Source organism: Natrinema sp. LJW11 (assembly GCF_056135975.1).
The window spans coordinates 443,264-469,233 of the sequence record NZ_JBWBDM010000003.1; the positions used below are offsets into that span (position 1 = coordinate 443,264).

28 protein-coding genes are annotated in these 25,970 nt (G+C 64.3%); 11 read left to right on the top strand and 17 right to left on the bottom strand.

Annotation, left to right across the window (positions count from 1 at the left end):
• Nucleotides 1–137: 137 nt before the first annotated feature.
• The 4 genes from AC0QDI_RS11240 to AC0QDI_RS11255 all read right to left on the bottom strand — a co-directional run bounded on the left by AC0QDI_RS11240 (nt 138) and on the right by AC0QDI_RS11255 (nt 2,712).
• Nucleotides 138–446 carry a 2Fe-2S iron-sulfur cluster-binding protein gene (locus tag AC0QDI_RS11240; protein ID WP_474668125.1) on the bottom strand — a complete coding sequence of 103 codons (309 nt, stop codon included), beginning with the start codon at nt 444–446 and terminating at the stop codon, nt 138–140.
• Nucleotides 447–770, bottom strand: a complete 324-nt coding sequence (locus AC0QDI_RS11245) for a hypothetical protein (protein ID WP_474668127.1) — start codon at nt 768–770, stop codon at nt 447–449.
• Nucleotide 771: 1 nt separating this feature from the next.
• Entirely contained in the window at nt 772–1,824 is a 1,053-nt protein-coding gene (locus AC0QDI_RS11250; RefSeq protein WP_474668129.1) for a ribonucleotide-diphosphate reductase subunit beta, read from the bottom strand.
• A 174-nt stretch (nt 1,825–1,998) separates the two neighbouring features.
• A complete protein-coding gene (locus AC0QDI_RS11255) occupies nt 1,999–2,712 on the bottom strand; it encodes a sterol carrier protein (protein ID WP_474668131.1) in 714 nt (237 codons plus the stop codon).
• Nucleotides 2,713–2,988: 276 nt separating this feature from the next.
• Here AC0QDI_RS11255 and AC0QDI_RS11260 point away from each other — a divergent pair, with 276 nt between their 5' ends.
• A complete protein-coding gene (locus AC0QDI_RS11260; protein ID WP_474668133.1) occupies nt 2,989–3,717 on the top strand; it encodes an SCP2 sterol-binding domain-containing protein in 729 nt (242 codons plus the stop codon).
• Between the two features lie 238 nt (nt 3,718–3,955).
• Here AC0QDI_RS11260 and corA read toward each other — a convergent pair whose 3' ends face one another.
• From corA to AC0QDI_RS11275, 3 genes are all read right to left on the bottom strand, one after another.
• Entirely contained in the window at nt 3,956–4,942 is a 987-nt protein-coding gene (corA, locus tag AC0QDI_RS11265; RefSeq protein WP_474668135.1) for a magnesium/cobalt transporter CorA, read from the bottom strand.
• Entirely contained in the window at nt 4,939–5,109 is a 171-nt protein-coding gene (locus AC0QDI_RS11270; RefSeq protein WP_474668137.1) for a hypothetical protein, read from the bottom strand. The genes corA and AC0QDI_RS11270 overlap by 4 nt, the downstream gene beginning before the upstream one ends.
• A 109-nt stretch (nt 5,110–5,218) precedes the next feature.
• Entirely contained in the window at nt 5,219–5,842 is a 624-nt protein-coding gene (locus tag AC0QDI_RS11275) for a hypothetical protein (RefSeq protein WP_474668139.1), read from the bottom strand.
• Nucleotides 5,843–6,005: 163 nt separating this feature from the next.
• Here AC0QDI_RS11275 and AC0QDI_RS11280 point away from each other — a divergent pair, with 163 nt between their 5' ends.
• A complete protein-coding gene (locus AC0QDI_RS11280; RefSeq protein ID WP_474668141.1) occupies nt 6,006–6,254 on the top strand; it encodes a PRC-barrel domain-containing protein in 249 nt (82 codons plus the stop codon).
• 216 nt (nt 6,255–6,470) lie between these two features.
• Here the strand turns inward: AC0QDI_RS11280 and AC0QDI_RS11285 are convergent, their stop codons facing one another.
• Both AC0QDI_RS11285 and AC0QDI_RS11290 read right to left on the bottom strand, forming a co-directional pair.
• Nucleotides 6,471–7,676: an acyl-CoA dehydrogenase family protein gene (locus tag AC0QDI_RS11285; RefSeq protein ID WP_474668143.1), complete on the bottom strand. Its 1,206-nt coding sequence runs from the start codon at nt 7,674–7,676 to the stop codon at nt 6,471–6,473.
• Between the two features lies 1 nt (nt 7,677).
• Complete coding sequence (locus AC0QDI_RS11290) at nt 7,678–8,250, bottom strand: SCP2 sterol-binding domain-containing protein (protein ID WP_474668145.1); 573 nt, start codon at nt 8,248–8,250, stop codon at nt 7,678–7,680.
• 604 nt (nt 8,251–8,854) lie between these two features.
• Between AC0QDI_RS11290 and AC0QDI_RS11295 the strand changes: the two genes are divergently transcribed.
• A complete protein-coding gene (locus AC0QDI_RS11295) occupies nt 8,855–9,058 on the top strand; it encodes a hypothetical protein (RefSeq protein WP_474668147.1) in 204 nt (67 codons plus the stop codon).
• Nucleotides 9,059–9,207: 149 nt separating this feature from the next.
• Here AC0QDI_RS11295 and AC0QDI_RS11300 read toward each other — a convergent pair whose 3' ends face one another.
• Nucleotides 9,208–10,890 carry an AMP-binding protein gene (locus AC0QDI_RS11300; protein ID WP_474668149.1) on the bottom strand — a complete coding sequence of 561 codons (1,683 nt, stop codon included), beginning with the start codon at nt 10,888–10,890 and terminating at the stop codon, nt 9,208–9,210.
• Nucleotides 10,891–11,108: 218 nt separating this feature from the next.
• Between AC0QDI_RS11300 and AC0QDI_RS11305 the strand changes: the two genes are divergently transcribed.
• The gene (locus AC0QDI_RS11305; RefSeq protein WP_474668151.1) at nt 11,109–11,885 is read left to right on the top strand and encodes an SDR family NAD(P)-dependent oxidoreductase; all 777 of its coding nucleotides are present in this window, start codon (nt 11,109–11,111) and stop codon (nt 11,883–11,885) included.
• 260 nt (nt 11,886–12,145) lie between these two features.
• On the opposite strand, the gene AC0QDI_RS11310 is transcribed toward AC0QDI_RS11305, so the two are convergent.
• A complete protein-coding gene (locus AC0QDI_RS11310) occupies nt 12,146–12,796 on the bottom strand; it encodes a helix-turn-helix domain-containing protein (protein ID WP_474668153.1) in 651 nt (216 codons plus the stop codon).
• A 169-nt stretch (nt 12,797–12,965) separates the two neighbouring features.
• Nucleotides 12,966–13,817, bottom strand: a complete 852-nt coding sequence (locus AC0QDI_RS11315; protein WP_474668155.1) for an SAM-dependent methyltransferase — start codon at nt 13,815–13,817, stop codon at nt 12,966–12,968.
• Nucleotides 13,818–14,162: 345 nt separating this feature from the next.
• On the opposite strand from AC0QDI_RS11315, the gene AC0QDI_RS11320 reads away from it, so the two are divergent.
• The 4 genes from AC0QDI_RS11320 (at nt 14,163) to AC0QDI_RS11335 (ending at nt 17,014) form a co-directional block, all read left to right on the top strand.
• Complete coding sequence (locus tag AC0QDI_RS11320; RefSeq protein WP_474668157.1) at nt 14,163–14,768, top strand: DUF6230 family protein; 606 nt, start codon at nt 14,163–14,165, stop codon at nt 14,766–14,768.
• Nucleotides 14,769–14,774: 6 nt separating this feature from the next.
• Complete coding sequence (locus AC0QDI_RS11325; RefSeq protein WP_474668159.1) at nt 14,775–15,362, top strand: DUF6114 domain-containing protein; 588 nt, start codon at nt 14,775–14,777, stop codon at nt 15,360–15,362.
• A 61-nt stretch (nt 15,363–15,423) separates the two neighbouring features.
• The gene (locus AC0QDI_RS11330) at nt 15,424–16,497 is read left to right on the top strand and encodes a hypothetical protein (protein ID WP_474668161.1); all 1,074 of its coding nucleotides are present in this window, start codon (nt 15,424–15,426) and stop codon (nt 16,495–16,497) included.
• 55 nt (nt 16,498–16,552) lie between these two features.
• Nucleotides 16,553–17,014, top strand: coding sequence for a hypothetical protein (locus AC0QDI_RS11335; RefSeq protein WP_474668163.1), 462 nt, complete (start codon nt 16,553–16,555; stop codon nt 17,012–17,014).
• A 114-nt stretch (nt 17,015–17,128) separates the two neighbouring features.
• Here AC0QDI_RS11335 and AC0QDI_RS11340 read toward each other — a convergent pair whose 3' ends face one another.
• From AC0QDI_RS11340 to AC0QDI_RS11350, 3 genes are all read right to left on the bottom strand, one after another.
• A complete protein-coding gene (locus AC0QDI_RS11340; RefSeq protein ID WP_474668165.1) occupies nt 17,129–17,938 on the bottom strand; it encodes a class I SAM-dependent methyltransferase in 810 nt (269 codons plus the stop codon).
• A gap of 92 nt (nt 17,939–18,030) precedes the next feature.
• Complete coding sequence (locus tag AC0QDI_RS11345; RefSeq protein WP_474668357.1) at nt 18,031–18,903, bottom strand: deoxyribonuclease IV; 873 nt, start codon at nt 18,901–18,903, stop codon at nt 18,031–18,033.
• 456 nt (nt 18,904–19,359) lie between these two features.
• Entirely contained in the window at nt 19,360–20,196 is an 837-nt protein-coding gene (locus AC0QDI_RS11350; RefSeq protein ID WP_474668167.1) for a lipoate--protein ligase family protein, read from the bottom strand.
• 280 nt (nt 20,197–20,476) lie between these two features.
• On the opposite strand from AC0QDI_RS11350, the gene AC0QDI_RS11355 reads away from it, so the two are divergent.
• Nucleotides 20,477–21,385 (top strand): serine/threonine-protein kinase RIO2, encoded by a 909-nt coding sequence (locus AC0QDI_RS11355; protein WP_474668169.1) that lies wholly within the window; start codon nt 20,477–20,479, stop codon nt 21,383–21,385.
• A 350-nt stretch (nt 21,386–21,735) separates the two neighbouring features.
• On the opposite strand, the gene AC0QDI_RS11360 is transcribed toward AC0QDI_RS11355, so the two are convergent.
• Together AC0QDI_RS11360 and AC0QDI_RS11365 are read right to left on the bottom strand one after the other, a co-directional pair.
• Nucleotides 21,736–22,467 (bottom strand): DUF7847 domain-containing protein, encoded by a 732-nt coding sequence (locus AC0QDI_RS11360; protein ID WP_474668171.1) that lies wholly within the window; start codon nt 22,465–22,467, stop codon nt 21,736–21,738.
• A 215-nt stretch (nt 22,468–22,682) separates the two neighbouring features.
• Nucleotides 22,683–24,227 carry a S8 family serine peptidase gene (locus AC0QDI_RS11365; protein ID WP_474668173.1) on the bottom strand — a complete coding sequence of 515 codons (1,545 nt, stop codon included), beginning with the start codon at nt 24,225–24,227 and terminating at the stop codon, nt 22,683–22,685.
• Between the two features lie 344 nt (nt 24,228–24,571).
• Between AC0QDI_RS11365 and AC0QDI_RS11370 the strand changes: the two genes are divergently transcribed.
• Complete coding sequence (locus AC0QDI_RS11370) at nt 24,572–25,102, top strand: hypothetical protein (protein ID WP_474668175.1); 531 nt, start codon at nt 24,572–24,574, stop codon at nt 25,100–25,102.
• A gap of 222 nt (nt 25,103–25,324) precedes the next feature.
• Nucleotides 25,325–25,915 (top strand): 50S ribosomal protein L15e, encoded by a 591-nt coding sequence (locus AC0QDI_RS11375; RefSeq protein ID WP_474668177.1) that lies wholly within the window; start codon nt 25,325–25,327, stop codon nt 25,913–25,915.
• Nucleotides 25,916–25,970: the final 55 nt, after the last annotated feature.

The following is a 25,970-nucleotide window of genomic DNA, read 5'->3' on the forward strand; positions in this document are numbered from 1 at the left end:
TATCGGAAGCGACGCCTTTCTTCGGCCCGGTCGCCTGCTGTAGTGGCGCGCCGTCACCGCTTCTCCACGGAAATGTAATCGCTCGGATCGCACCAGACGCACCCGAAAAAGCGGCCGCAGTTAGAACCGGTTCCAGCTCACAGCGCGTCGAGCCCGAGCAGGTCGTCTTGCACCCGCTCGCCGACCCGGATCTCGCTGTCCGCTCGCGGGTACGAACAGCACAGCAGCACGTAGCCGTCGTCCGCCTGTTCGGGGGTGAGCGCCGTCCCCTCGCGCCCGTCGAGTTCGCCCTCGAGCAACTCGCCCGCACAGGAGGTGCACATCCCGTTTCGACAGGAGTGGGGCAGCTCGAGGCCGGCGCGCTCGGCCGCGTCGAGGACGTACTCGTCCGGGCCGACCGCGACGGTCTCCGTCCCGTCCTCGAGGTGGAACGTGATCTCGTACATCTAGATCCGCTGGCGGAGCTTGTACAGTTCCAGCGCTTCCAGACGCGGGTCGCCGGTGCCGACCTCGTCGTGCTCGAGGCTGGCACCGCTGATGCTCTCGTTGAACGACGTGCTGACGCCCTCCTCCTCGAACGTCGAGTCCATGATGTAGGCGACGTTATCGCGCACCGTCTCGAAGCTCTGGCCGAGTTCGTCGGCGGCGTCCTCGATCGCGTCGATTACCTCGTCCTCCGAGGCGGTGAACTCCGCGCCGCGGGACAGTTCCTCCAGTTCGGTCTCGGTCGATGCGCCGGAATCGGTCGTCGTCTCGGCGTCGTCCGTCATCCTATCGCCCTCCGTCCGCCGCGACGCCGCGTTTGCGCTGGTAGACCTCCTGGTACTCCCGGACCTCCTCGTCGATGTCCGTCTCGAGACACTCCTCGTGGCGGTCGGCGACGAGCCCGATGATCTTCCGGTGATCGATGTCGAGGGCCAGCGTCTCGTTGAACTGGCCGTCGATGAGGTGGCCCACCCGCATCAGGAGGTCGTCGAAATCGATCTCGAGGGGGTCGCCGACGGCGTCCGTGAACATGTAGCCGAAGTCCGCGACCGACGCCACGTTCTCGTAGAGGACGTCCTCGATGGCCCGGCCGACGCCCTGAAACTCGGGCTCGCCGGCGCGTTCCTTCTCGAGCAGTTCGCCTAACGCCTCGACGCCGTGAGTCATGTGGCGCCCTTCGTCGGTGCTGATGAACTTGAACCCGTGATTCAACAGCGGTAACGGGGCGTTCTGCGAGAGTTTGTTGATCGCGTAGAAGCCGCCGCGGGCGAGCAGCCCCTCCACGATCATGTGGTACACCGTCAGCGCCTTCGCGATGTCGACGGGGTCCTGCGAGTGGGCCGCTCTGGCGGTCAGCTGTCCCTGCCGATCGAAGATCTCGCCGAGTCCGGTCGCCTGCACGATGGGGACGCGAGCGCCGCCGCGTTTCGGATTCAGGTCGGCGAACACGTCCTGCTCGCCCATCACCTCGTGCATGTAGACGTCGAGGAACTGGGTGTGCTTGTGTTCGGTCAGCGTGAACATCGTCATGTACATCTCCATCTCCTCGTTGTCGTCGAAACACGGCGCACCCATGATGCGCTGGAGATGGTGACTCGCGTCCTCGCCGACCGCGAACTCGCCGTCGAGAAAGCCCGATACCAGATACCGGATCTGCTTCCGTTCGACGGGCTCGAGCGAGCGCCAGATCTCGCGGTCCTCCTCGAAGCCGACCTCCTCGAAGAGCTTCTCGACGTTCCACGTGCCGAGTTCGACCCCCTTCTGGAAGAGGTCGTACCACTTGCTCTCGGTGTCGATCCGTTCCGCCCGAAACCCGTCTGTCGTGGTAACTTGTGACACAAGCGTAGATCGCCGGTGTCGACAATGAGCGTACTCGTTCGAATAACCGGCAGTTGAAGTCACGCCGGGACTCCGCGCTCGACCGATCCGCTCAGACGGTCTGCTGTAACGATTTACCGGCGCGACCGCAGACCGGATCGCGGTCGCGCCGGAAATGACTGACAGCAGACCGTATCAGAACAGGTATCGCGCGTCGGTCTCGCCGGCGACGTCGCCCATCGCCGCCGCGGCGTCGCCGTAGTGGATGACCCGCGTCACGCTTCCCTCGAGCGACATCTCGTTGGACATCACCGACTCGATCACGTCCGCGCCCTCGAGGAGGTCCGTCCAGGTCTCGTAGGGGGCCTCGAGTTCGAATCCTACATCCCGCGCCGACGGCTCTTCGACGAGTTGCGCCCGCCGACAGACGCCGTCTTCCAGTTCGAGGTGCGCGTGGACCCGCGAATCGTCGACGACGTACGTCTCCAGTTGCGCGAGCAGCGAGTCGAGGTCGCCCCGGATCCGGTCCTCGAGCGCCGGCCAGGCCACGTCGGGAACGTCGGCGAGCGCGACGCCCGAGAGGGCCCGCCGGAACCGCTCTCGGTCGCCGTCGTTACCCCCGTTCTCAGCCGACTCGAGTCGCGCTTCGAAGGCCGGCGTCGCGGTCTCCCGCAGCCGGTCGAACTCGTCGTCCGGGAGCGCGTCGATCCGGTCGTAGAGGTCGGCGGTCAGCTCGTCGGGGAGGTCCCCGAGCGCGGTCTCCTCGAGCGGGAGTCGCGTCAGGACGAACCGGAAGTCGCCGTCGAAATCGACGCCCCAGCCGTCGCTCTCGGCCGCATACGCGTCGTCCTCGTTCAGATTTGCGCGGTAACTCTCCAACCACTCTCTGGACGGAAACCAGTCAGTCATGGGTTCACGGACGGGATTCGGCGGCTTCAGCGTTCGTCCGCGAATCCGAGGCGATATATGTGCGAGGAGTTCGCACGGGAACCGATCGACGGACGCGGAGGTCAGTGGCTACTATGGCGACCGAAATTCGCCGACCGGGGACGGACGGCAGCGAGCGGCTCATCTCGAGCGTCCCCGACTGGCTGATAAACCCCCTCGGATACGCGGAGCAATCACAACAGGCGTTCACACTGTGCACAGTTCTATATCGGGTCCGTCGCGGCCCGGTGGCCACACATGAGCACGCAACGACTCCGACCGATCGAACAGTATTTCCCGACCGCACCGTGGCTCGAGGCGTATCGAGACGCGATCAACGAAAGCGACGAGTACGCGGAGCACTCGGCGGGCTGGGGCGTCGACTTCGACGGCTCGTTCATCTTCCAGATCGAGGGCGTCCCCCTCGAGAGCAACGCGGTCGCCGACCTGCCGCCGGAGATCGTCGACGCGGTCGAGGACGAACTCTCGGGGCTCTCGGAGGGCGAACTCGAGGCGATTCTCGAGGGAGCACCGGCCGAGGCCCGCGAGCGCATCGAGTCCCGTAGCGGGCCGCTCGAGGAACGGGTCACCGAGGAGGTCCTGGAGACGACGATGGCGGAGATTCCCGACCGCACCTGGCCGGAACTGCGGGCGGAACTCCCCGACCTCCTCGCCGAACTGATCACGCAACTCGAGGAGAACATCGCCGACGACGGCACCGTGTACTCGTATCTCGACCTCTACGACGGCGAGTGCCGGGAGGTGGACACGATCACCGACCTCGACGAGCGGGAGTACGGGTTCCGCCTCGTCGGCGACTTCGAGCAGTGGAAGACGCTCGTCCGCGGCGAGGGCGGCGTCATCGACATGCTGATGTCCGGCGACTTCGAGATCGACGGCGACATGCAGAAGATCCTGCAGTACTCCGACGCGGCGGTCGACCTCGCCGAGGTGTCCGCCGACGTCGACTCCCGTTTCATCTTCTGAACGCACCCCCGGTGACGAACGGTCTGTCAGCCACCGATCGGCGGCGATCCGGTGGCGGCCGCGTTCGCGATCGCTCGAGCGCGGCGAATCGTCTCCGTTCCGTCCACGACTACGCACCCTTTCGCTCCGACCTCGACCGTCTCCCGGCGACCGATTCAGACGGTCTGCTAGCAGTCAGTTCCGTCGCGACCCCGATCCGGCCTGCGGTCGCGCCGGGACATCGGGACAGCAGACCGTCTCAAAGCCACTCCTGTCGGCGGAAGTGGACGAGCATCAACACGGCGAGTATTCCCATTCCGAGCATCGTCGCCGGATAGCCGTACGTCCAGTACAGTTCGGGCATGGCCAGGGGCGTCTCGGCGAAGTTCATGCCGTAGACGCCGGCGACGAACGTCAGCGGGATGAAGATCGTCGCGACGACCGTCAGCGTCTTCATCACGTCGTTGGTCGACTGCGAGACGGTGTTGAGGTAGATGTCCCGCGATCCGCCGGTGAGGTCGCGGTACGTCTCGATGAGGTCGACGACCTGCACGAGGTGGTCGTAGACGTCCCGGAAGTACTTCTCGTTTTGATCGGCGATCTGGGGAACGTCGCCGCGAGAGAGGAAGGAGATCGCCTCTCGAGCGGGCCAGGCGACTTTTCGGAAGGCGAGGAGGTCCCGCCGGACGTCGTTCAGCGTCGCTAACAGCTGGGGGTCCGGCTCGTCGAGCACGCGCTCTTCGACCGCTTCGATATCGTCTTCGATCTCGTCGAGGAGACCGAAGTAGTCGTCGACGATGGCGTCCATGATCCGGTAGACGAGGAAGTCGGTCCCCCGGTCGGCGAACCGGCGACCGTTCTTCGCCCACCGGGACGCCGAGGGGTCGACGAGCTCGACGTCGGCCGTCGACATCGTTACCACCCAGTCGGTACCGATAAAGAAGCCGACGGGGTTCGTCTGTACCTCCTTGTGGAACGCGACATCGTCGCGCTGACTGAGCCGGACGGTCTTCAGCAACACGAACGTGTGCGTCTCGTACTCCTCGGTCTTCGGTCGCGTCCCCCCCTCGAGCACGTCTTCGATGGCCAACTGGTGAATGTCGAAGCGCTCCGCGAGCGCATCCATCTCGCTCGGCGCGGGGTCGGCAGCGTGTATCCACGTTTCTCCCGGCGTCTCGATCGCGGTCGCCAGATCGTCGTACTGCTCCGCGCCGTCGGCCGTATACACCATCGCGTCGAGACTCATACGCGCTCTCCCGAGTCGGACCGTCCCGCGATCGCGACGAGGGCGACGCCGACGATGGTCGCCGTGATCGAAAACGCCCGCCCGGGGTACTCGACGTAGATCCCGACGACGTACCCGGTCAATCCGACGGCAAACAAACCGGCACCCGCGACTCTGGCCCAATTCATGGGCGTATCCATTCGAGTCTATCGAGAAGAAAGTACGGTGCCGAATCGAATTGGTATCGATACCCCGTTTACCGTCGGCTGTCCGGCGGCCGTTCGACCGGTGGTTCCGTCAGTACTCGAGGATCAGTCCGTACACCAGTCCGAGCGTCCCGCCGTAGAGGGTCCACGCGACGACGCCGACGAAGCCGCCGACGGTGACGTTGGGAATGGCCATCGGCACACCCATCGCGACCGTCAGCCAGATTGGCAACGCGAACAGGGAAAGGACCACGCCCACGGCGACCCCGTAGCCGTTGCCGAGCGCGAGCGTCGTCGTCGTGAGCGCGGATCGCTTGAGCAGCGGAACGAGGAGTTTCTGGAGCGCGTCGTTGCGACTCGAGAGCAGCATGACCTTCGAGACGAAGGCGTCGATCGAACTCGAGACGAAGACGCTGAACGGCAGCGCGAACAGGACTCCGAGCGCGAACATTCCGAGCCAGCCGCCGTCAATGGTCGCCCTCCCGAAGACCGCACCGATCCGCTTGATCGCGTCGGTATCGTACAACTGGATCACCAGCGCGGCCTGAAAGCCGCCGGCGAGTCCGCCCGCGATGGCGGCTTCGATCTCTCGCACGTCGAACTCGAGGGACTCGATCGTCTCGATGAGCGAAGTCGGCGCGAGGCGGGACGACGGCTCGTCGGGGTCGGCGTTCGAGCCGGCGTCGGGTCCGGTACTGGCGTTGGAATCTGCCATCGTCGATGCGTATCCATCGATCATCGGTGACGTGCCTCAGCCTTCTTCCGCGTATCCGCGGTGATTTATACCGTCAGGCGTCGGTCGGCGGACATCCCATCTGAACTGAGTTTCTCGAATGGGCGACCAAAATCATTTACTACGGGATGTGGGCCGAAACTGTATGAGCGAACTATTCGTGCGAAGTCTCAGCGGCAAACCGATCGTCGGAATCGACGGCACCGACTACGGGACGCTCGCTACCGTCACGATGGACCCCGAATCCGGCTCCCTCCGCGAGCTCGTCGTCGACTCCGACAGCGGCCCGTCGTCGGTGCTCGCCAGCCGAGCTGACGACGCCGGTCGGCTGCGAATCCCCGTCAGCAACATCGAAACGGTGAACGATCGGATCGTCGTTCGATCCGACGACTGAGACGGTCCGTCGTAACGGTTTCCCGAAGCAATCGCGGGACGATCCGCGGTTGCGCCGGAACCGACTGACAACGGTCCGTATGCGGGTCCGCGCGGCTCGCGACAGCGCAGCAGACGGGCTGAGGAAACCGGCGAGACCGAGGAAACCGGACGAGCTCGAGAAAATCGATCGGAACCGAAAAACCGATCGGACCCGAAGCGCGAGCGAGCCGACCGCTCAGTAGGCGCTCATCCCGGTCAGCTCCTTGCCGACGATGAGCTTCTGGATTTCGGTGGTTCCGTCCGGGATCGTCATCACGCGGGCGTCCCGATAGTAGCGCTCCATGCGGTTCTCGAGGTCGAGTCCCGCTGCCCCGAGCACCTGGAGCGCGTCGCTGGTCGCGTCGATCGACTGCTCGCAGGCGTACCCCTTCGCGAGCGAGGAGAGGAGTCGAGCGTCCGGATCCCCGTCGACGAGCGCTTCGGCGGCGCTGCGGGAGAGGCCGCGCGAGGCCTCGATCGACGTCCGAACGTCGTAGAGCTTCTCCTGGACCAGCTGGTGCTGGCCGATCGGTTCGCCGAACGTCTCGCGCTCTCGGGCGTACTCCAGCGCGTCCTCGAACGCCGCCTCCATGATCCCGACCGCCATGAACGCCATCCCCGTTCGCATGAACGAGAACATGACGTTGAGCGGCTTGTGCTCGAAGAACAGCTGACTGACGTTCTCGGGGAACGGGACGATATCGTGGATGTCGTGGCCGTCGGCGATCGCGTCGCCGAAGATTGTCGAGAACCGGTTCTCGACCGGGACGCGCACGTCGTCGAAGACCATTCGACCGTTCGGGACGCCCTTCCAGCCGAGTTTGTTCATCTCCTCGGTCTCGAAGTCGGCGTTCGCCCGGTCGACCAGGAACATGTCCTGGGCGTCCTCGGATGCATCGTGGGCGATGACGAGCGCGACGTCGGCGATCTGGGCGTTGCCGACCCACACCTTCTCGCCGTTGAGCACGAACTCCTCGCCGTCCTTGCGCGCGACGGTGTTCGGGTGGGCCGTGTCGCTGCCGCCCTCGGGTTCGGTCACCGCGAGACAGCCGAGACAGCGATTCTCCTCGAGTTTCGGGAGCATGGCCTGTCGCGTCTCGTCGGCTGCGAAGCGGACGAACAGCGACGGGAACGACATCTGAAGCGCGACGTTCAGGCTCGGCCACACGCGGCTGATCTCCTCCGAGGCGATGACGAACCGCCAGACGTCGCCGAAGTACCGGTCGACGGTGTCGGGGGTGAAGCCGATCCCGAGCTCGTGCAACCCGTCGAGGTAGCCCACGAGGTCGTCGCGCGTCATCGGGCCGTTGCGATCCGCCTCGTCGACGATCGGTTCGATCTCGGACTCGAGGTACGCCCGGAGATCGTCGCGAAACGCCGTCTGGTCCTCGGTCAGTCGCATTCTATGACTCCGCGGGGACCTGTTCGGACAGCGAGTTCATGATCGGCGCGAGGCGCGTCCCCTTCTGCACCGGGCCGTCCATCTCGTACTTCTGCTTCATGAAGCCCTGAATCGGATCGACGCTGCCGACGATGAGGCCGACGAGCGTGTCCGCCGGGCCGGTGATCTCGAGCATCGGATCGTCGAGTTTGCCCGCGCCGCCGCGCATCGTCTGCGCGTCCTCGTCGACCTCGAGGTGGCCCTCCATCGGGCAGTCGTCGGCCTCGAAGTTGACGGTGATGTCCTCGTCGATGCTCTCGCGGACCTCGGGCGAGGTCTCGACGAGGACGTTCATGCCGGCCCAGAGCAGTTCCTGGAACTGGTCGGCGGTGTCGGGGTTCTCGGAGACGAACGACGCGATGTCCATCGACTCCATTCGCTGCACCACGCGGCCGAACGTCTCGGGGTATTCGCGGACGAGTTCCTCGGTCTGCCCCTCCATCTCGCCGAGCAGCGCCGGCAGGTCGTCTTCGAGTTCGTCGTTCGACTTCTCGAGCGATGCGTCGATCTCCTGAATGAGTTCGTCGTTCGTCATGGCTTATCGGTTCGGGCCCGCCGGATGGGCGGGTCCCGCTACCCGTGAATAGGGAACAACCGACGAACAGTGTGATCCGTGGAATACGCGGAGGTTTATATTCTCTCCCGTGACGGTCGCCGGATCGATACCGACTCGAGTCACGTGTCTCTCCTTCAGAATGGGGAGCGTGTCAGCCCGTTCCGATGCAGACGATTCCTGACCGGCGTCTCCGCTAGTTCGAGCATTGTATTCAGTAGACGATCCGTTATCTGTCAGTTTTGCTATTCATAGTCGTTGCGGACATGGGGAAACGTCATCACTATACGATCATGCCGATGACCGGTGAATTTTCGCTGAAACGCACCAGTATAGAGCGCTATGGAATCCTATCTATCGGTGTGAATTTCAAAGGCACGCACTGGAAAGCACGCTGCAGTTCCCACGTGACACGGAAGATAGATGTATGAGACGAAACCAAACCGAGCGAACCGAAGACGATTCGAGAAGCCTCGTCGACCGAGTGAGAGGAGGATCTGAGGAGTCGACGCAGGACGACTCGAGAGGCCTGCTCGACCGAGCGAGGGGCCGATCGGCAGAGCCGACGCAGGACGACTCGAGAAGTATGTTGGACCGAGCGAGAGGACGGTCGGCAGAGCCGACCCGGGACGAGTCGGGGAGCTGGTTCGATCGAGCCAGAGCGAAGTACGGACTCGGTGCGCTGCTCGTCGCCGCCGGGGTCGTGCTCTTTGTCTTCCCGGAACCGATCACGTCGACCGCGGGCCTCGCACTGATCGCAGTCGGGGCCATCATCTGGCTCGCCGGCTAAACCGATAGCCGAGCGCCGTCGGTCGAATTGAGGATACCGGTCCTCGAACGCGCTATTTTTGGACGTCGTCGATCTGCGCACAGAGCGAGCCGACGGGTGAGCGGGCGGCGACCCGCTCGTATTCGACGCGATCGACGCGACGAAACGGATCAGTCGGCCGGCTCCGCCGTCGCGCGCTCGCGAAGCGCCTCCTTGTCCGTCTTCTCGATGTCGGTCAGCGGAATCGACTCGACGAACGTCACCCTCGAGGGCATCGCGTGCTGTGGCACGTTCCCCTCGAGGTGATCGATCACGTCCGCCTCGGTCAGGTCGGCGTCCGGTTTCGGTTCGATGAAGATCCGGACCCGTTCGCTGCCCGGCCGCTCCGGATCGGGGACGCCGACCGTCGCGGGTCGTTTGACCCCCTCGAGACCGTACAGGACCTCGTCGACCTCTTCGGAGTAGACCTTCAGCCCCGAGACGTTGATCATGTGCTTGACGCGGTCGACGACGTAGAACCGCCCCGCCGAATCGACTTTCGCGATGTCGCCGGTGGCGACGTACCCCTCGTCGTCGAAGGGATCCCTATCCTCGTCGAGGTATCCCTTCATCCGCTGGGGGCCGTTCACCAGCATCTCGCCCTCGAGTCCGTCGGCCGCGGCCGCCTCGAGCGGGATCGCCTCGCCGGTGTCGACGTCGCGGAGTTTGACGTCCGTGTCCGGGACAGGGATGCCGATGGTCGGCTGCTCGAGGCCGTCGTCGTCCGACGAGCCGGTCAGGAACCCGTGGACGCCGTGGATGTTGAAGTGCGTGATCGGGGACATCTCGGAGAGCCCGTACCCCTGAGAGACGCCGCCGGACTCGCGCTCGAACTCCGATTTCGTCTCGCTCGCGAGGGGTGCGGAGCCGGAGATGCCGAGCACCTCCGCCGACAGCTCCTCGTCGACGAGTTCCATGAACTGGGTCGGAACCCCGAACATGATCAGCGGATCGTGCGTCTCGACCAGGTCGCTCATCTGTGCCGTGTTCCGCGCATCGGGAACGACCAGGAGGTCGAGCGCGAGCTCGAGCAGACTGTTGGTGATCGAGTAACCGTACGAGTGATACATCGGCAGCGCCATCACCGCCGCCTCGCTCCCGCGCATCATCTCGGCGAGTTGGGACTGCGCGGCGACGCCCTGTAACGCGTTGGCCACGAGGTTGCGGTGGGTCAGCAGACACCCCTTCGGGAGGCCGGTCGTGCCGCCGGTGAACAGCAGCGTGTGAACGTCCGTCTCGACGTCGAAGTCGACGTCCGGCGGCGATCGCTCGGCCGCTTCGATGACCGCCGGCAGCCACTCGGCTCCGTCGACCGGCTCGTGGTCGGCCGGCGGGTCCGCCGAGTAGTCGTCCAGCGACGTGAGGATGACATCGTCCAGGTCGAGGTCGTCCGCGAGCGAGCGCACCAGCTCGAGGTGTTCGTCGTGGCCGATCAGGACCTCCGGGTCGCCCTGCTCGAGCCGGTAGGCGAGCGACTCCTCGGCGTCGAGGAAGTCGTTCGGAATGTGGACGCCGCCGGCCCGCGAGATGGCGTTCGAGGCGACGACGAACTGGACGGACGTCGGCAGGATCGTCGCGACCCGGCTGCCCTTCTCGACGCCGCGCTCGCGCAGCGCCGTCGCCAGTCGTTCGACGTCCGCGAGTAGCTCCGGATAGCTGTACCGCTCGCCGTACTGGACGATCCCCTGTTCCGGGTGGTCAGCCGCGGCGTTCTCGAGGAATCGGTGGACCGGTTCGTCGGGATAGGGCTCGAGCGTCTCGGGAATGCCGAACCGTTCGTAGGCGGTCGACCAGAGTGTCGCGTCTCGGGACATTCGTTCTCGTTACCGCTCCAGATTCGCTAAAGGATACCCACTGCCATCCGGGGGAATTAAAGGTCGACACCGATGGACTCGCGACTTCCGTGCGTCGGGTCGTCTACTGAGACAGCGGGCGAACCGCGATCGAGACGCCGGAACGGGCCCGGCGACCATATAAACGACCTGCGATCCGTCGAGCAACGTCCTTCGTCGTCGCCGGCCACTCTCGGCGCATGGACTTCGGACTGGACGACAAGACCGCGCTCGTCACGGGGGCGGGCGGTCGGATCGGCAGCGTCGACTGCGAGGTACTCGCCGCGGAAGGCACCGACGTGATCGCGCTGGACGTCGACATCGACGCCGCCGAAACGGTCGTCGACGACATCGAGGACGCGGGCGGAACGGCCCGCGCGCTCGAGTGCGACCTGACCGATCGCGACGCTGTCGCGGAGACGGTTTCGGCGATCGACGAGGACGTCGGCGGCATCGACGTGTTGATCAACAACGCGGGGCTGGTCGACGCCCGCGACAGGATCGAGGAGTTCGACGACGAGATCTGGGATCGCGACGTCGCGGTCAACCTGACGGGGACCTACAACGTCACCCGCGCGGTCTACCCCGGAATGAAAGAGCGGGAGTGGGGCCGGATCATCACCATGTCGTCGATGGCCGGCTGGTACGGTGGGTTTGGGCAGGCCTCCTACAGCGCGACGAAGTCGGCGCTGATCGGCTTCGGCAAGACGCTCGCCCTCGAGGGTGCCCAGCACGGTATCACGAGCAACGTCGTCGCGCCGAGCATCGTCGTCGGCGCGCTCGCGGACCTGCCGATCGACCAGTTAGAGGGGGTCGACGAGCACTTCGCCCGGATCGCGAAGGCCACGCCGATGCGACGGCTGGGACGGGAGGAAGACGTCGCGAACCTGATCGCGTATCTCTGCTCCGAACAGGCCGAATACGTCACGGGGCAGGTCGTCGGCGTGACCGGCGGCGTCGACCTCTTCAGTTTCTAGCCGGCCGCCGCTCCAACGCCCGATTGACATCGTTGTCGAGCCGCCGATCCCGCGAGATCGGTGACCGGATCGGTCGCTGTCGGTGCTCGAGACTGCCTGCGATGGATCGCCACGACGACGTACCACAACCGCACGAACACGGTTCCGCGAGAAAAACGGCCGTTCACTCCGCTCACACTGCACCAGTCACAGCCGGCATTGCTCGTACTGCACCAGTCACAGCCGACACTGCTCGCACTGCGCCGGCGTGACCGCAGTCGTCACGGAATGATCTGTGCGAGAATTTTGGACTCGATCTTCCGCAGGTGGCCGCCGACCGTCCCACCGGTGCAGCCGAGTTCGTCGCCGATATCCTCGTGGGTCACCGCTCGAGGCACGTTGTAGTAGCCCATATCGACGGCGGTCTGGAGGATCTCCTGTTGGCGCTCGGTGAGCTGGGAGAACAGGCGATCCGTGTTCGGTTCGTACTCACCGGTCTTGAGGAGCTTGAGCCTGATTCCGTCGGGAACGTCCGGAATGGCGTCCTGGAAGCTCCCGACGTCGCCGATCATCGTGACGCGCAAGCCGCCGCGGCGCGTGAACTCGAGGGGCGTATCGAAGATGAACTCGAACTCCTTGAGCATACTCAACAGGCCGACGAGTCGCTCGTGAGCCTCGACGTGGATGTAGGCGTGGATCTCGTCGTCGACGCCCGAGAGCTGGTACTTGCGCACCATCGGCGAGTCTTCCAGAATCGTCTCGAGGGCGTCCCGGTCGCCCGCGAATTGATAGATCGTGACGATCGTCTCGTCGGCGAGGAGGTTGACGTTGTGAAGGAGTTCGCGCGAGACCTCGGGATGGTCCGCGATCCGCGTATCGACGGGATGTAATCCCTCGTCGTCGGGAATGATGATGCATTTTGCGTATCTCATCGCACGACCGCCCCCTCAATGTGAACATACTTCTTGCTACCGTTTGTCAGTGGCGTTGCGAAGCGAGGGGATCCATCGGTCGGTTCGCGCTCCGAGACTGCCGTCTGCCGTCGATGACAGTGCTCAGCTCGAAATCGGCGATAGATCACTGGGGATGACATCGGAGACGCTACTCGGGAAGTTCGGCGGTGAAGTTGCCGTGGACTGCGATTCCGCGCTCGATGATCTCGTACTGATGGTAGAGCGTCACGCCCTGCTCGACGGACGACTCGCTCTTGAGGCCGAGCGCGGCCGCCATCCTGAGGAGGGGCGTGACGGCCAGTGAGAGCAACCACTGGCGTCGCGACGACGGAATGATCTGCTCGTAGTGGTCGTCGAACGTCACGTCCGTGAATCCGAGTTCCGCGAGGGTCTCCCGAAACTCGCTGATGTGCGCGAAGTCGGGAACGGCCCAGCCGTCGAGGACCGTTCGAAGCTTCTCCGCCTCCGGGTCGGTCAGCGCGGTTCGACTCCTGAAGCCGTCGGCGATCATGAGACGGCCGCCCGGCGCGAGGACGCGACGAATCTCCTCGAGGACCCGTTCCTTGCGCTCCGAGTGACAGACCGTTTCGATACCCGAGACCGCGTCGAACGTATCGTCCGGGTACGGAATGTCGTGGTAGTCCCCGACGCTGAACTCGGTCGACTCGGAAACCCCGCGCTCGCGGGCGTTCGTCCGGGCTTCGCTGACGTGCAGCGGATCGATGTCGATGCCGTGGACCTCGGCCCCGCGTTCGGCCGCGACGTGCGTCGGGAATCCCCCGCGCCCCGTCCCGATATCCAACACCGTGTCCGTCTCGTCGACCTCGAGCGTGTCGGCGTAGACGCGATTGGAGTTCGTCATGGCTTCTCGGTGTGTCGTGGATTCGTCGTCGTAAAAGCCGTAGTGGAGGTTAGTGGTGCTCCAGAAGACGCGATACTCCCACGCGGTCTCGTTGTAAAAGTCGACGATTTCGTCGGCCTCGAACCGTTGCGTTTGCATGCTCTGAGGCGGGCCGTTCTCTCCGATAGTCCTTCTCCCGCGTTTCCACGCCGCTTTATACCGTCTCACTCACGAACGGTGTCACTCGCTTTTCTCTCGGCCCGTCGAGACCGCAACGAAGAGCTGCAACGCGGTTGAGGTCTTCTCAGATATATAATAGTTGTGGCCGAATCTCGTATAAACTCCCCCGCATACGAGGAGGTAAAATGATTACAAATCGTGTTGGGTGTGTTCCTGTGTCACTCACAATGCAACACCGACTCGGCCGATATGCGGACGATTCGGGCCCGATTCCGGCGAATAAGCGCGAAGCCGCAGAAATACTGACCGATAAAAGGGTGTAATATGTACAATAAGAAACGACTATTGGGTGGGACCGGCGCATCGTTCTTGGTCGTCGCGTTAGTGGGAATGATCGTCCTCTCGTCGGGAACGGCCTACGCCGCGCCACTGGCGAGCGGCAGCGGGTTCACCGTCGAGGCCGACGAGATCAGATCCGACGAGTTCCTCCTCTACCCCAGCGCCGGTGAAAACGATCAAGGAGAGACGCCGGTTGCGGTCGTCGAGCAACGCGGCGTCGAAATCGACGGCCTGGTGCTGACGAGAGAGCAGGAAGTGCCCATGATGGACGGGACGATGGAGATCTCGTTCACCGCCGACGAGACGGTCACGGCGGACGAGCAGTACATCAAACTCACAGGGTTGGACGCGGAGAACGCTGAATTCAACGGCCAGGTCATCAACGCCCAGGCCAGCGACGATCCGGAACAGCAGTTCGAACAGACGGCCGGTGAGAACGCCGACCCCGAACAAGGGCGACTCACCGACATCAACGGAGAAGGACCCGGAATGGTGCAAGAAGACGTCGAAATCGAGATGGTGTACCTCGCGTCGAACGAGATCACCCTCCCCGGCCTCGACGTCGGCGTCGAATACAACTCGAGCGGGTGATTTCCAATGGCAACCCAAAACAGCCAGAACGACTCCGAAACTGACCCCGACCGATTTGAGAGCCGGTGGAAGCGGACGACCGGGTCGATCGGGAGCCGATGGAACCGGTTCAACGACTGGCGGACGCGACGCCCGTTCATGGGCGGTGTCCTGCTCTGTTTAGCAGGGATTCTCATCACCTGGGTACCGATGCAGATACTGCCCGATCTCATCTTCATCGGCGGAGAGATGGCGGGCTTTCTCACTATCGGCGCCCTGATCGGCGTGTTCGTCTTTCTGACGGGCGCGTACGCGCTGTACAGCCCGTCGAAATCCCACGAGATCGGCGTGATCGGCGTCGTGCTGTCGATCTTCTCGCTGTTCGGTTCGCTCGGCGGGCTGTTCGTGGGGATGCTTCTGGGCATCCTCGGCGGGAACCTCTGCATCGCGTGGAAACCCCGCGACGACGTTGCCGACGAAACCCTGGCGGAACCGAGCACGGTCGACCGGGCCGTCGCGCGATTGCGAAGCCGAGTCGGACGCGTCGTCGGGAAAGCGAGCGCGCGGCTCCGCGAGAGCGCCGAAACCAACGCTCGATCGAGTGCCGACGAATGATACCGGCACGACCGACGGCACTACAACCAACGCGGACGCGACCGGTGGACCGGCCCGATTCATGAGCCGAGTTCGTCCGCTCGTCGTCGTGCTGGTCGTCGTCGTCGGGAGTGTCGCGACCGGAATCGGTGCACTCCCGGCGGCCGCGCAGGAAGCCGACAGCCTCTCCACGGTCGAACTCGGCGTGATCGACGGTGCTACCGTCTGCGTCCAGCAGCTCTCGTCGGATACCAATCGGGTGGTCGTCCGGAACGACGCGTACGAGGACATCACCATCTATCTCGACGAGAACAGACGGGTCGAACTCGAGCAGACGCAACCGGAGGCGACCATCGTGTTGCGGACCGACCGGCAAAACGAGGGGATAAACAACCTCTCCGAGGTCGGCGAGTGCGTCACCGCCGACCGGAGCGACGTCGTCGTCGACGCTCGCTCGATCGCCGTGCGGGGGCTCTCGACGAGCGGCTACTCGGTCGAAACGGGCTCGAGCACGGATATCCCCGAGGCTGCGATATTCGACGCGCCCGCCAACGGGAGCGCATCCGCAAACGAGAGCGGCGGGGCGAACGACGAAACCGACGGGACGCCGGACGGCGATGAGACCGGCAACTCCGAAAACTGGCCCGACGGATCGGATAGACCCGATGAGACGTCGGACGACACCGGAAACGACGACACCGAAAACGAGTCGAACGAGACTGACGGACGGGACGACGACGCCGTGACCGAACCGGTCGACGAACCCGATGATCCCCTCGATGGGACCACTGGAACGGTCGACGACTCGCTCGATCGGACCGAAGAGACGGTCGGCGACACCGTCGATCACACTGAGGAGACGGTCGACGACACCGTCGACCACACCGAGGGAACGGTTAACGAGACCGTTTCACACGTCGAGAACACCACCGAAAACGTGACGGAAACGGTTACCAGCGAACCGAACGAGACGGACGAACAGCTCGTCGAATCGACCGAAGAGACGGTCAATCAGACGACGGAGACCGTCAATGAGACCGGTGATCACGTCGAAGAAACGGCCACCGAAACGGGGGACTACGTCGAGAAAACGGCCGAGGAATCGACCGAATTACCTCGAGAAACGACCGAAGAGACGACGGAGCCGCTGAGCTAGTATGCAGACGCACGCAATCGAAAAACGCAGTTCAGAACCGTGGTGAGAGTGAGAGATGAGTGAATACGAAACGTTCGGCGTCGAAGCGGACGACCCGTCGATCGAGGCGGTCGACACGTGGATCATCGTCGGCGCTGCCACCGTCGGCGTTCTCGTCAATCTCACCGGACTGATGGTCCCGCTGCTCACTCGTCTCGGCGGCGGCGTCGTCGCCGGATTCATCGCCGCGTACGCCGTCGGTCGGATCGTCTCCGGCATCGGTCACGCGGTGATCGCGAGCGCGATCGTCGGTGGCGTCGCGGGAACGGTGACGGCGTTCCTCGGAACGCTTCTCGGACTGTACAACGAGCCGCCGCTGCTCGTGCTCGAGTCCATCGGTCCGATCAGCCCGATGCTCACGGGACTCGGACTGCCGAGCGTCGTTCTGATCGTGCTCGCCTTCTCGGTGCTGACCGCAATCGACGGGTTCGTCGGCGGACTGGTCGGCAGCGGGCTGCGGGCGGTTCTCCCGTGGTGAGCGGTGGCCCGACGCCGCTGGCGCTCGTCTCACTCTCTCGGAACTGAACGATAGTAGCACTCAGTCACTGCACACCCGCTCGCACGATGGCGTTGCGATCGGTTGTAACTCGTTTCAGTGACTCCTCTCGGCGACCCGCCCGACGGTGACGAAAAACGGGACCGTTTCCGCGCGGCGATACTCCTTCGCACCCATCTGCTCGACGACGGTTCGCCCCATCTCCCGCCACGAACTGCGGAGGTCGTCGTACTCCGACTCGGTCACCGCCCCCGAGAGGATGGTCTCCCGGTCGTCGGCCAGGCCGTCACCGGTCGCCTTCCGGCGGGCCGCCGTCAGCGCGCCGTCGCTGTACGGCGGTTCGACCGTTCGAACGTGGTCGTACCGGCGAGTTGCGAGCACCTCGAGCCCCGCCGTCTCGAACGCGTCGCGAGCGCCGGCCCCGAGCGCTACGTCCGTGTCCACGCCCTCGAGGTAGGCCCGCCGCGCCCGTCGCTCGAGTCGGCCTTCCGCGTCGACGCTCGAGTCGATCTCGACCGCGGCGTTGTCGGGTTCGACGGCCGCGACGAGGTCCGTCGAGACGCGGGCGAACTCCTCGAGCGCGGCCGTCGGATCGGGGAGATTGATCAGGAGCGCTTGACAGACCACCAGGTCGAAGGTGTCGTCGGGAAACGGCAGGCGGAGGGCGTCGCCGGTGACGGTAGGAACGTGCTCGCTCGCGGCCGCGAGCAGGTCGGAATCCGCGTCGCAGCCGATCACCTCGCCCGGCGACTCCGCCGCGAGGACGCGGCTCAACTCGCCGGTCCCACAGCCCACGTCGAGGATTCGGTCGCGAGAGTCGAGGGCGAGCGGCTCGAGCGCGTCGCGGGAATCGGCCCACATCCCCTCGCGGGTCCGAGTGAGGTAGGATTCGGAGAACTCGCGCACGGACGGCGTTTCGAGGGTCTCGAGTAAAAACGGGTCGATTTCTCGGATCCGCTGCGGGTCCGTGACGGTCGGCGTCCCCCTGGCGGTCTCGGCTACTCGTCGTCGCGAAGCTCTTTGACCCGCTGAATGTTCCACGCGAAGCCGCGGCCGTCCTCCGTCGGCGTCTCGAGCGCAAAGGGCAGGTCCCGCAGCGCCGGGTGGTTCACGATCGCGCGCATGCCGTCCTCGCCGATGTAGCCCTCGCCGATGTGGGCGTGCTCGTCCTTGTGCGTGCCCACGTCGTGTTTCGAGTCGTTGAGGTGGATGTACTCGAGGTGCTCGAGGCCGACCACGTCGTCGAAGCGGCCGACGGTCTCGTCGACGGCCTCGGGCGTCGTCAGGTCGTTGCCCGCGACGAGCGTGTGGGCGGTGTCGATGCAGATGCCGATATCGGTCTCGGTGCGGTCGATGATCCCCGCGAGGTGCTCGAACTCGCCGCCGAGCTTGGTCCCGCTGCCCGCGTCGGACTCGATGAGAATCTGGACGTCGTCTGGGACCTCGAGGTCGTCGATGACGCTCGCGGCGTTGTCCAGTCCGCCCTCGACGCCCGCGCCGGTGTGGGCGCCGAGGTGGACGTTGACGTACGGAATGCCGAGTCGCTCGGCGGCGTCGAGTTCCGCCTGCATGCTCTCCGTGGACTTCCGGCGGAGGTCGTCTTTGGGCGTGCAGAGATTGACGAGGTACGCCGAGTGGATGACCCACGGGCCCTCGAGTCGATCGTCGCTCGCTTCGCGGAAGCCAGCGGCCGCCTCGTCGCTGATCTCGGGCTGTGCCCAGACCTGCGGCGAGGTGGTGAACACCTGCCCGCAGTTGCCGCCGAACGCGGTCTGGCGGTGGACCGCGTTGCGGAGGTCGTCGTACGGCGGTGTTTCCTCGTCGGACGAGACGCGCGAACCGGAGATCGAAACGTGTGCGCCGACCTTCATCGTCATGGATTCCCGTCAGTACCGGGCCGTGATAGGTATAACGGAGCGCCTCGAGTTCGGACGGCGTCTCCATACCAGCCGAGAGACGTGCGGTGGCGCGTGCCGCGCTACGGTTCGCCACCGGCGAACCGTCGCTCGAATCCGCGCGAGGGATGAGCGAACGTAGTGAGTGAATCGGCTGGGGAGGACGTGGTATTCCTAGTTGCCAGAAGTAGGTGACAGCTATTTACTCCGGTATGATACAACCTCTCTGTTCAAAATCGATCACCGGTTCTCATACTGGCATCTAGGGATTTCCACACCCTCCCCAGCCGATTCGCTCGGTCTTTTCATTCCCTCGCTCATCCCTCGCGCGGTGTTTTACCTGCGATTCACTGGTCGTTCATCGCAGGACAGCACGCGCCACCGCAGCAATCGTTCGAGTCCGTCTACGAGACGCCGGTCGATCGCCGACGGTCACTGGTTGTCCACCTCGAGCACCTCCCGATTCCGAACCCACGCATCAGAACCGAACTTTCGGTCGGCGAGGTCGCGAGCGGCCTCGAGTTCATCGTCTCCCCAGACCGACTCCGCGGCGTCACACCAGTCTCCGAGCGCCCCCGCGATCGTCTCGACCGCTTCGTCGCGATCGATCCCCACCTCGTCGCGGATGCTGGTCACTCGATTGGTAAACGTCGACTCCTCGAGTTCGGTATCGAAGACACCGACGTGGTTCCGAGGCTCGAGATCGTAACTGATCGACCCATGCTGGATGACGACGTCGCGCTGGCGGTACTGGGCGTTGCCGCTGATCTTCCGCGCTTCCGCGCCCGCCGCCGCGGGTGCGACGATGTCGTGTGCCGGGTTGATGTCCCGCAGATAGCACGAGGGGTGGTAGATCGCGTCCTGTTCGGCCGACGCGAAGGCCGCGTCGACGCCCATCCGATCGAAGGCCTCGAGGACCGGCTCGCAGAACAGTTCGTAGCACTCCATCAGGTTCCCCGGAACCTCGTCGGCGGGAGCCACGATCGTGTACGAAATATCGGCGTACCGGTCGTGATAGATCCCGCCGCCACCGGTCTGTCGACGGGTAACGTCGATCCCCTCGCGCTCACAGAACTCCCAGTCGACCGTCTCGGCGTCCTGCCGGTACCCCAGCGAGAGCGTACTCGGCTCCCACGAGTACGTGCGGACGGTTCGAACGTCGTCCTCGAGCGCCGTCCGCGCGGCGATCTCCTCGAGGGCCATCTGCGTCGCTCCGTCGCGGGGTTCGTCCCGGATCAGTCGCCAGTCCCGATCGGACAGTGCCGTCATGTCCGACTCCACGCGGACGAAGTGGAAAGTAATTCCGACGCCCTCGGCATTTCGTATAGCACTATGGAATTCATATAGGGCCGAAAACGCGGTTTCGCACTCTCTCGAACGGGCACCTCGAGTCAGTTTACGTCACGAGCGAGGATCGCCACGCTCCCGACCGCGGTACGAACGCCGATGCCACCGATCGATCCCAGGGACGAGCACCGATGCCGCCGATCGGCCCCGAGTACGAGCGCTCGTCACGCCGTTTTTACGTACACGGCGGTTATCCACCCGCATGGTGCGCAACGTCGCCGGGTTACTTCCGGAACTCGAGGCGGAGGATTTCTATCTCCTCTCGGGGGTCGAACAGGGGATGCGGTTCTCCGAGTGGGTCCAGCGGGAGAAGCTCCCGAAGTTCTCCGATCTGAGCGAAGAGGAAGTCGAATATCGGCTCGGGCGCTGTCTCGAGCGCGGATTGGTCGAGAAGAAGACGATCCAGTACGAGGGCTACACCCTCCAGTTCGAGGGCTACGATACCCTGGCCCTGCGGGCGCTCGTCGAACAGGACGTCATTTCCGAGTTCGGCTCGCCGCTTGGCGTCGGCAAGGAGAGCGACGTCTACGAGGTCAAGTCCTACAAGCCGCTGGCGCTGAAGTATCACCGAGAGGGGTATACGAACTTCCGAAAGGTCCACAAGGAGCGCGATTACACGTCGGAGAACGACCACGTTTCCTGGATGTACACCGCCCGAAAGGCCGCCGAGCGCGAACACGACATCTTGGAGGAACTCTACCCCGACGTCGCGGTGCCACAGCCGATCGGGCAGAACCGCCACGCCATCGTCATGGAGAAGATGGACGGGGTCGAACTCTCCCAGACCCGACTCGAGGACGAGCAGGTACTCGGAGTCCTCGACCTCCTGCTGTCGGAAGTCTCGCGCGCGTACGCGAAGGGGTTCGTCCACGCGGACATGAGCGAGTACAACGTCTTCGTCGACGAGGAGGGGGTGACGGTCTTCGACTGGCCCCAGGCCGTCCCGACGGATCACGAGAACGCCGACGAGTTCCTCCGGCGCGACCTGACGAACATCGTCGGCTACTTCCGGCGCAAGTACCCCCAACACGTCCCCGACGAGCTCGCAGGCGACGACATCGCTCGAGCGATCGAGGACGACTCGTTCGGGACGGTCGCCGAATTCGTCTGACAGTCCCGAATCTGTTACGGGTACCGGTTCGAGGGGGTCCGCTTCCGGAATACCGGAGCCATGCGTTTCGGCCCCGTTTGTAGCGTATCACAGCCCGGAATCGTCGATCGGAGACCGTGGAACCGACCGGAACCGAGGCCGATCGACGGACGATGATTCTTTCTTCACACCCGCGTCGAGCTGCCGCCGAAGACAGCCTCGAGCGGCGTTTTCGAGGGCGTGCACGCAGCAGGGCCGGGCTGAATAGGGGCCCGATCCGGGAGATGAATTATATAATGCTATATGAAATTCGCATGGGCGTGATACCGGTCCGCTCGAGGAGCAGCCGTCCGAGGCGCTCGAGGAGTGACTCAGGCGGCCATCCCGGCGGACCCCGGCTGCGGATCCGCTTCGACGGGGGGCTCGAGGCCGCGAAGCTGGTCGTAGGCGCGGGCGGTTGTCGCGATAGTGTACACCGTGACGACCGCAGCGACGACTTGCGTGAGGACGAGTCCAGCGGCACCGCCGAGCAGGAGCGTCGGAATCGCCACGGTCGCGTTGACGGCGAGGCCGAGGACGACGACGGCGAGGCCGAGACCGAACAGGCGGAGGCGACTTCCCCGGGTCAGCGCCCAGCTGCTCCGGAACGCCCGGACGAAGTTCTGATCCTCGATCGCGACGAACGCGCTCCAGTAGTAGAGGCTGACGAGCAAGAACAGCCCCGGGACGAGCAAGAAGACGCTGCCGACGGCGACGAGCGAGACGAAGACGATCGTCCCGACGAAGGCGTTGAGCGTGGCGATAGCGATCTTCCGGCGGCGGAACTCGCGGGGGATCGTCTCGGTTTCGTCGGACGCGAACGTCCGGAGTGCGACGATGGCGGCGGCGATCGTTACGAGGCCGATCACGAGCGAGAGGAGTCCGGTGAGGAACCCGACGAGTCCCGTGGTCGGCGTTACGCCGATGGCAGTCCCGGTTTCCACCGGGGCGACGAGCGCGTTCAACAGTGCGAGGACGGCGAATACGGCGACGAAGACGAGTCCGTTCCGTTCGGTGGTGCGGGAAAATCCGTCAGTCATCGCATCGATGATGTGAAAGACCATAGGTGTAGTACGCGGTCGAAGGATATATAGTAATCATTACATTTATCTGGAAAACAGATGTTTATAGATCCCTGAACGACGTATACAGCGTATCTAAATTATAAATTTTTCAGTAGTATTTGACTGCCAAATAAAAGACGGATGCCACGGGAGCGAACTGGTGACGCGAACCGGCGTCACAGTGTGTGTTCGCCCGCGCCGCCGAGTCGTGTCCGTTACTGCTCGTCGCTGCTCGGGGCAATCTCGATTTCGTCGAACGTGGCGAAGTCGCCCGCTTCGGCGCGTTCGACGGCCGCGTGAACGTCGACGTACCCTGAACCGGCTGATTCCGCGGTGTAGGACTCGAGCCGTCGTTCGTCGGCGGTCGCCTCGAGCGTCACGAGCACGTCCATCGGGCCGGGCGCGTCATCGTCGGTTCGTCGCTGGATAGCGGCGTCGTAGACCAGTGCGGCGCAGCCGGCGGTGACGGGACAGGACATGCTGGTCCCGGACATCGGGCCGTAGTAGAGCGCGTCGTCGGGTGCGGTGACGTTCAACGCGTCGAGCGGACCGAGCGTGCTCATCACGTCTTCGCCTTTGGCGGCGACGCCGTTACGGTAGACGCCCAGCGGTCCGTCGATCTCGTCCTCGGGGGTGCCTTCGTGGAACGCGGTGAGATTTTCGTAGGCCGCGCTGCGGTCGTAGTTGGCCGCATCGGCCGAACCGTTCTGCGGACGACCGCGCGAGGAGAAGTCCGCAACGGCATCCTCGTCGTCGGTGGCCGCGACGCCCAGGACGTGCGGGGCCGTCGCGTACTGGTTCAGCGTCCCCGATTCGGGGCCGTCGTTGCCCGCCGAGAAGACCGGGAGGAGCCCAGCCTCGTGGGCGTGCCACGTCGCGACGTTTATCGGATCGTCGGGGACGAACGAACGGTCGTCCTGTGCCGGTCCGTACGAGTTCGAGACGACCTGAACGTCGTGCTCGCCCTCGCGCTGGCGGCGGAGCAGATCGTCGTACGCGGCGACGATGAACACGATCGACAGCCCCAGCCCCGTCGCGTACATCGTCAGATCGGCGTCCGGGACCATCCCGGCGTACTCGCCGTTACTCCGGTCACCGGTCCCGCCGACGCTCCCCGCACAGTGGGTTCCGTGACCGTTCGCGTCGGTATCGACGCCGCCGACATCCTGCCACCAGAGGGGTTCGTCCTGGACGACGGGAATCCCCACGTACTGGTAGTTCGCCGCGACGTTCGCCCGCAGATCGGGGTGGGAGCCGTCGATCCCCGAGTCGATGAGAGCGACGTGAACGTTCTCACCGGAATACGCCGTCTCGAGTCCCTCACCGGCCTGGACGGCGTCGGCGTTCGTGCCTTCCCGGGCTCCGTCGTTGTGATACTCGAGGTCGTAGTTCGCGGAGACGTACCGCACCGCGTCCCAGCCGGCGACGGTCTCGATGAGCGATCCCGGTAGTTCGGCGTAGCCGATCGGGAGGACGTCGAAGCCGATCGCGACCTCGACGTCGAGCGCCTCGAGTCGGACGAGGTCCGCGGTCGACTCGAAGACGATCAGCACCTCCTGCAGGACGTCGCTCTCGAGGTCGAGGTCGTCGTCGACGAGCGTGTCGACGACGGGTACCAGCCCCTCGAGGGTGTCACTGACGAGACCGTCGTCGAGCGCCGCGGCGGATCCGGAGAACGCGACGGTACCGGCGGCGCCGGTCCCGAACGCCTCGAGGACCGTTCGACGAGTCGGACGGGTCGTGGGATCGTCGTCAGTCATCCGTCGTCACCGCGAACCGGCGGGTTCGTCCCCGTCCTCGTTGAGCCAGTGTGGCGCCTACGCGCCGCGGCGAATGGCGGGTTGGACGGCTGTGGTTCGTCTCGGCTACTGCTCGAGACGCCGTCGAAGCCGGAACCGTGCGAAGTCTGCCATTTCCACCAATAGACATTACTAATAGTTGTTCCATTTCATAACCCGAAACGACCATTCACGAACCAATTTAAAAATATTGTGACTGTTATAACAGTGGGTCTATCAACGGCCGTTATATTTCGCGTGAGAACTATTTTCTCGGAAAGCGGTTGATGGGAGAATTGAACACGCACGCGTCCGTATTACCACCCATGAGTGAGGATGACAAACAGCCTCTCGACGGCATCGGCGTGTGGGGAGGTGGCATCACGAGCGGACTGGTCGCCGGGATCGCTATGGGGCTGGTCCTCCACCTCGGCGGGAACCAGATCGAACTGCTGGGCGGACTCGCGACGGAGCCCAGTACGGCGATCGGTGTCGGCTGGACGATTCACCTGATGATCAGCGTCGCGTTCGGGCTGTTGTTCGCCGCCGTCGCCTCGAGGTCGTTCGTTCAGCAACTGCTCACCTCGTTCGGCGATTACATCATCATGGGGCTCGTCTTCGGTGCGGTCATCGGGCTCTTCGCCGGCGGCGTCGTGTTCCCGTTGGCAATGGAGCGAGCCGAGGTCGCGGCATTGCCGCTGCCGTTCCTTCCCGTCTCGGGAGCCACGGCCGAGCTCTTCAGCGCGCTCGTGTTCGGCTTCGGCCACCTCGTTTACGGGCTAGTTCTGGGAGCCGTCTTCGCGACGGTCAACGGAATTACGCCCGGCGGCGTGCGCGAGCGCGTCCCGGTGCGGTGACCCGGTCGACGCGATAGGCGGGCGTTCATCCGTCTCGCTGGAACACGTTCCGCATCGGAGTTCGAAGCCCTTATACTCGAGAGTTGGGTAGGTTCGGTAGACTCGCTGGTTCGCGCGGGCATCAGCGGGCACCTGCACGACGTCACGTCACAGGTCGGGATGTGATCCGCGGGGCTCGGCCCCGGTCGGGATTGAACCACGCAACGCCCGCGGGTGAATACAATGGCAAAGAGCTTCTATTCCCACATCAAGGACGCATGGAAAGACCCCGACGACGGCAAGCTCGGGGAGCTGCAGTGGCAGCGCAAACAGGAGTGGCGCAAGCAGGGCGCGATCGAGCGAATCGATCGGCCGACGCGACTCGACAAGGCGCGCGAACTCGGCTACAAGGCCAAACAGGGCATCATCGTGACCCGGGTCTCGGTCCGCAAAGGGACCGCCCGGAAACAGCGACACAAGGCCGGTCGTCGCTCGAAGCGCCAGGGTGTCAACCGCATCGGGCGGCGCAAGAACATCCAGCGCATCGGCGAGGAGCGCGTCTCCCGGAAGTACCCCAACCTGCGCGTGCTCAACAGCTACTGGGTCGGGGAAGACGGCTCGCAGAAGTGGTTCGAGATGATCCTCGTGGATCCGAACCACCCCGCGATCGAGAACGACGACGATCTCAACTGGATCTGCGACGACGACCACACGAACCGCGCGTTCCGCGGACTCACCAACGCCGGCAAGGCCAACCGCGGCCTCAACAACCGCGGCAAAGGTGCCGAGAAGGTCCGACCGTCCAACACCGGCGGTCAGGGCCGCGCGAAGTAACGCGGGCAGTCACCGCAGCCGATTTCACGCCGATTTTTCCGCAATTCCACTCGAG

Excerpts from the sequence above, each read along its gene's own strand:
- AC0QDI_RS11255 (WP_474668131.1), bottom strand. The coding sequence starts at position 2,712 with ATGACTGACTGGTTTCCGTCCAGAGAGTGGTTGGAGAGTTACCGCGCA.
- AC0QDI_RS11280 (WP_474668141.1), top strand. The coding sequence starts at position 6,006 with ATGAGCGAACTATTCGTGCGAAGTCTCAGCGGCAAACCGATCGTCGGA.
- AC0QDI_RS11350 (WP_474668167.1), bottom strand. The coding sequence starts at position 20,196 with ATGACGGCACTGTCCGATCGGGACTGGCGACTGATCCGGGACGAACCC.
- AC0QDI_RS11300 (WP_474668149.1), bottom strand. The coding sequence starts at position 10,890 with ATGTCCCGAGACGCGACACTCTGGTCGACCGCCTACGAACGGTTCGGC.
- AC0QDI_RS11330 (WP_474668161.1), top strand. The coding sequence starts at position 15,424 with ATGAGCCGAGTTCGTCCGCTCGTCGTCGTGCTGGTCGTCGTCGTCGGG.
- AC0QDI_RS11355 (WP_474668169.1), top strand. The coding sequence starts at position 20,477 with ATGGTGCGCAACGTCGCCGGGTTACTTCCGGAACTCGAGGCGGAGGAT.
- AC0QDI_RS11295 (WP_474668147.1), top strand. The coding sequence starts at position 8,855 with ATGTTGGACCGAGCGAGAGGACGGTCGGCAGAGCCGACCCGGGACGAG.
- AC0QDI_RS11365 (WP_474668173.1), bottom strand. The coding sequence starts at position 24,227 with ATGACTGACGACGATCCCACGACCCGTCCGACTCGTCGAACGGTCCTC.
- AC0QDI_RS11270 (WP_474668137.1), bottom strand. The coding sequence starts at position 5,109 with ATGAATTGGGCCAGAGTCGCGGGTGCCGGTTTGTTTGCCGTCGGATTG.
- AC0QDI_RS11325 (WP_474668159.1), top strand. The coding sequence starts at position 14,775 with ATGGCAACCCAAAACAGCCAGAACGACTCCGAAACTGACCCCGACCGA.
- AC0QDI_RS11285 (WP_474668143.1), bottom strand. The coding sequence starts at position 7,676 with ATGCGACTGACCGAGGACCAGACGGCGTTTCGCGACGATCTCCGGGCG.
- AC0QDI_RS11360 (WP_474668171.1), bottom strand. The coding sequence starts at position 22,467 with ATGGTCTTTCACATCATCGATGCGATGACTGACGGATTTTCCCGCACC.
- AC0QDI_RS11260 (WP_474668133.1), top strand. The coding sequence starts at position 2,989 with ATGAGCACGCAACGACTCCGACCGATCGAACAGTATTTCCCGACCGCA.
- corA (WP_474668135.1), bottom strand. The coding sequence starts at position 4,942 with ATGAGTCTCGACGCGATGGTGTATACGGCCGACGGCGCGGAGCAGTAC.
- AC0QDI_RS11345 (WP_474668357.1), bottom strand. The coding sequence starts at position 18,903 with ATGAAGGTCGGCGCACACGTTTCGATCTCCGGTTCGCGCGTCTCGTCC.
- AC0QDI_RS11310 (WP_474668153.1), bottom strand. The coding sequence starts at position 12,796 with ATGAGATACGCAAAATGCATCATCATTCCCGACGACGAGGGATTACAT.
- AC0QDI_RS11305 (WP_474668151.1), top strand. The coding sequence starts at position 11,109 with ATGGACTTCGGACTGGACGACAAGACCGCGCTCGTCACGGGGGCGGGC.
- AC0QDI_RS11290 (WP_474668145.1), bottom strand. The coding sequence starts at position 8,250 with ATGACGAACGACGAACTCATTCAGGAGATCGACGCATCGCTCGAGAAG.
- AC0QDI_RS11375 (WP_474668177.1), top strand. The coding sequence starts at position 25,325 with ATGGCAAAGAGCTTCTATTCCCACATCAAGGACGCATGGAAAGACCCC.
- AC0QDI_RS11335 (WP_474668163.1), top strand. The coding sequence starts at position 16,553 with ATGAGTGAATACGAAACGTTCGGCGTCGAAGCGGACGACCCGTCGATC.
- AC0QDI_RS11320 (WP_474668157.1), top strand. The coding sequence starts at position 14,163 with ATGTACAATAAGAAACGACTATTGGGTGGGACCGGCGCATCGTTCTTG.
- AC0QDI_RS11240 (WP_474668125.1), bottom strand. The coding sequence starts at position 446 with ATGTACGAGATCACGTTCCACCTCGAGGACGGGACGGAGACCGTCGCG.
- AC0QDI_RS11370 (WP_474668175.1), top strand. The coding sequence starts at position 24,572 with ATGAGTGAGGATGACAAACAGCCTCTCGACGGCATCGGCGTGTGGGGA.
- AC0QDI_RS11245 (WP_474668127.1), bottom strand. The coding sequence starts at position 770 with ATGACGGACGACGCCGAGACGACGACCGATTCCGGCGCATCGACCGAG.
- AC0QDI_RS11315 (WP_474668155.1), bottom strand. The coding sequence starts at position 13,817 with ATGCAAACGCAACGGTTCGAGGCCGACGAAATCGTCGACTTTTACAAC.
- AC0QDI_RS11275 (WP_474668139.1), bottom strand. The coding sequence starts at position 5,842 with ATGGCAGATTCCAACGCCAGTACCGGACCCGACGCCGGCTCGAACGCC.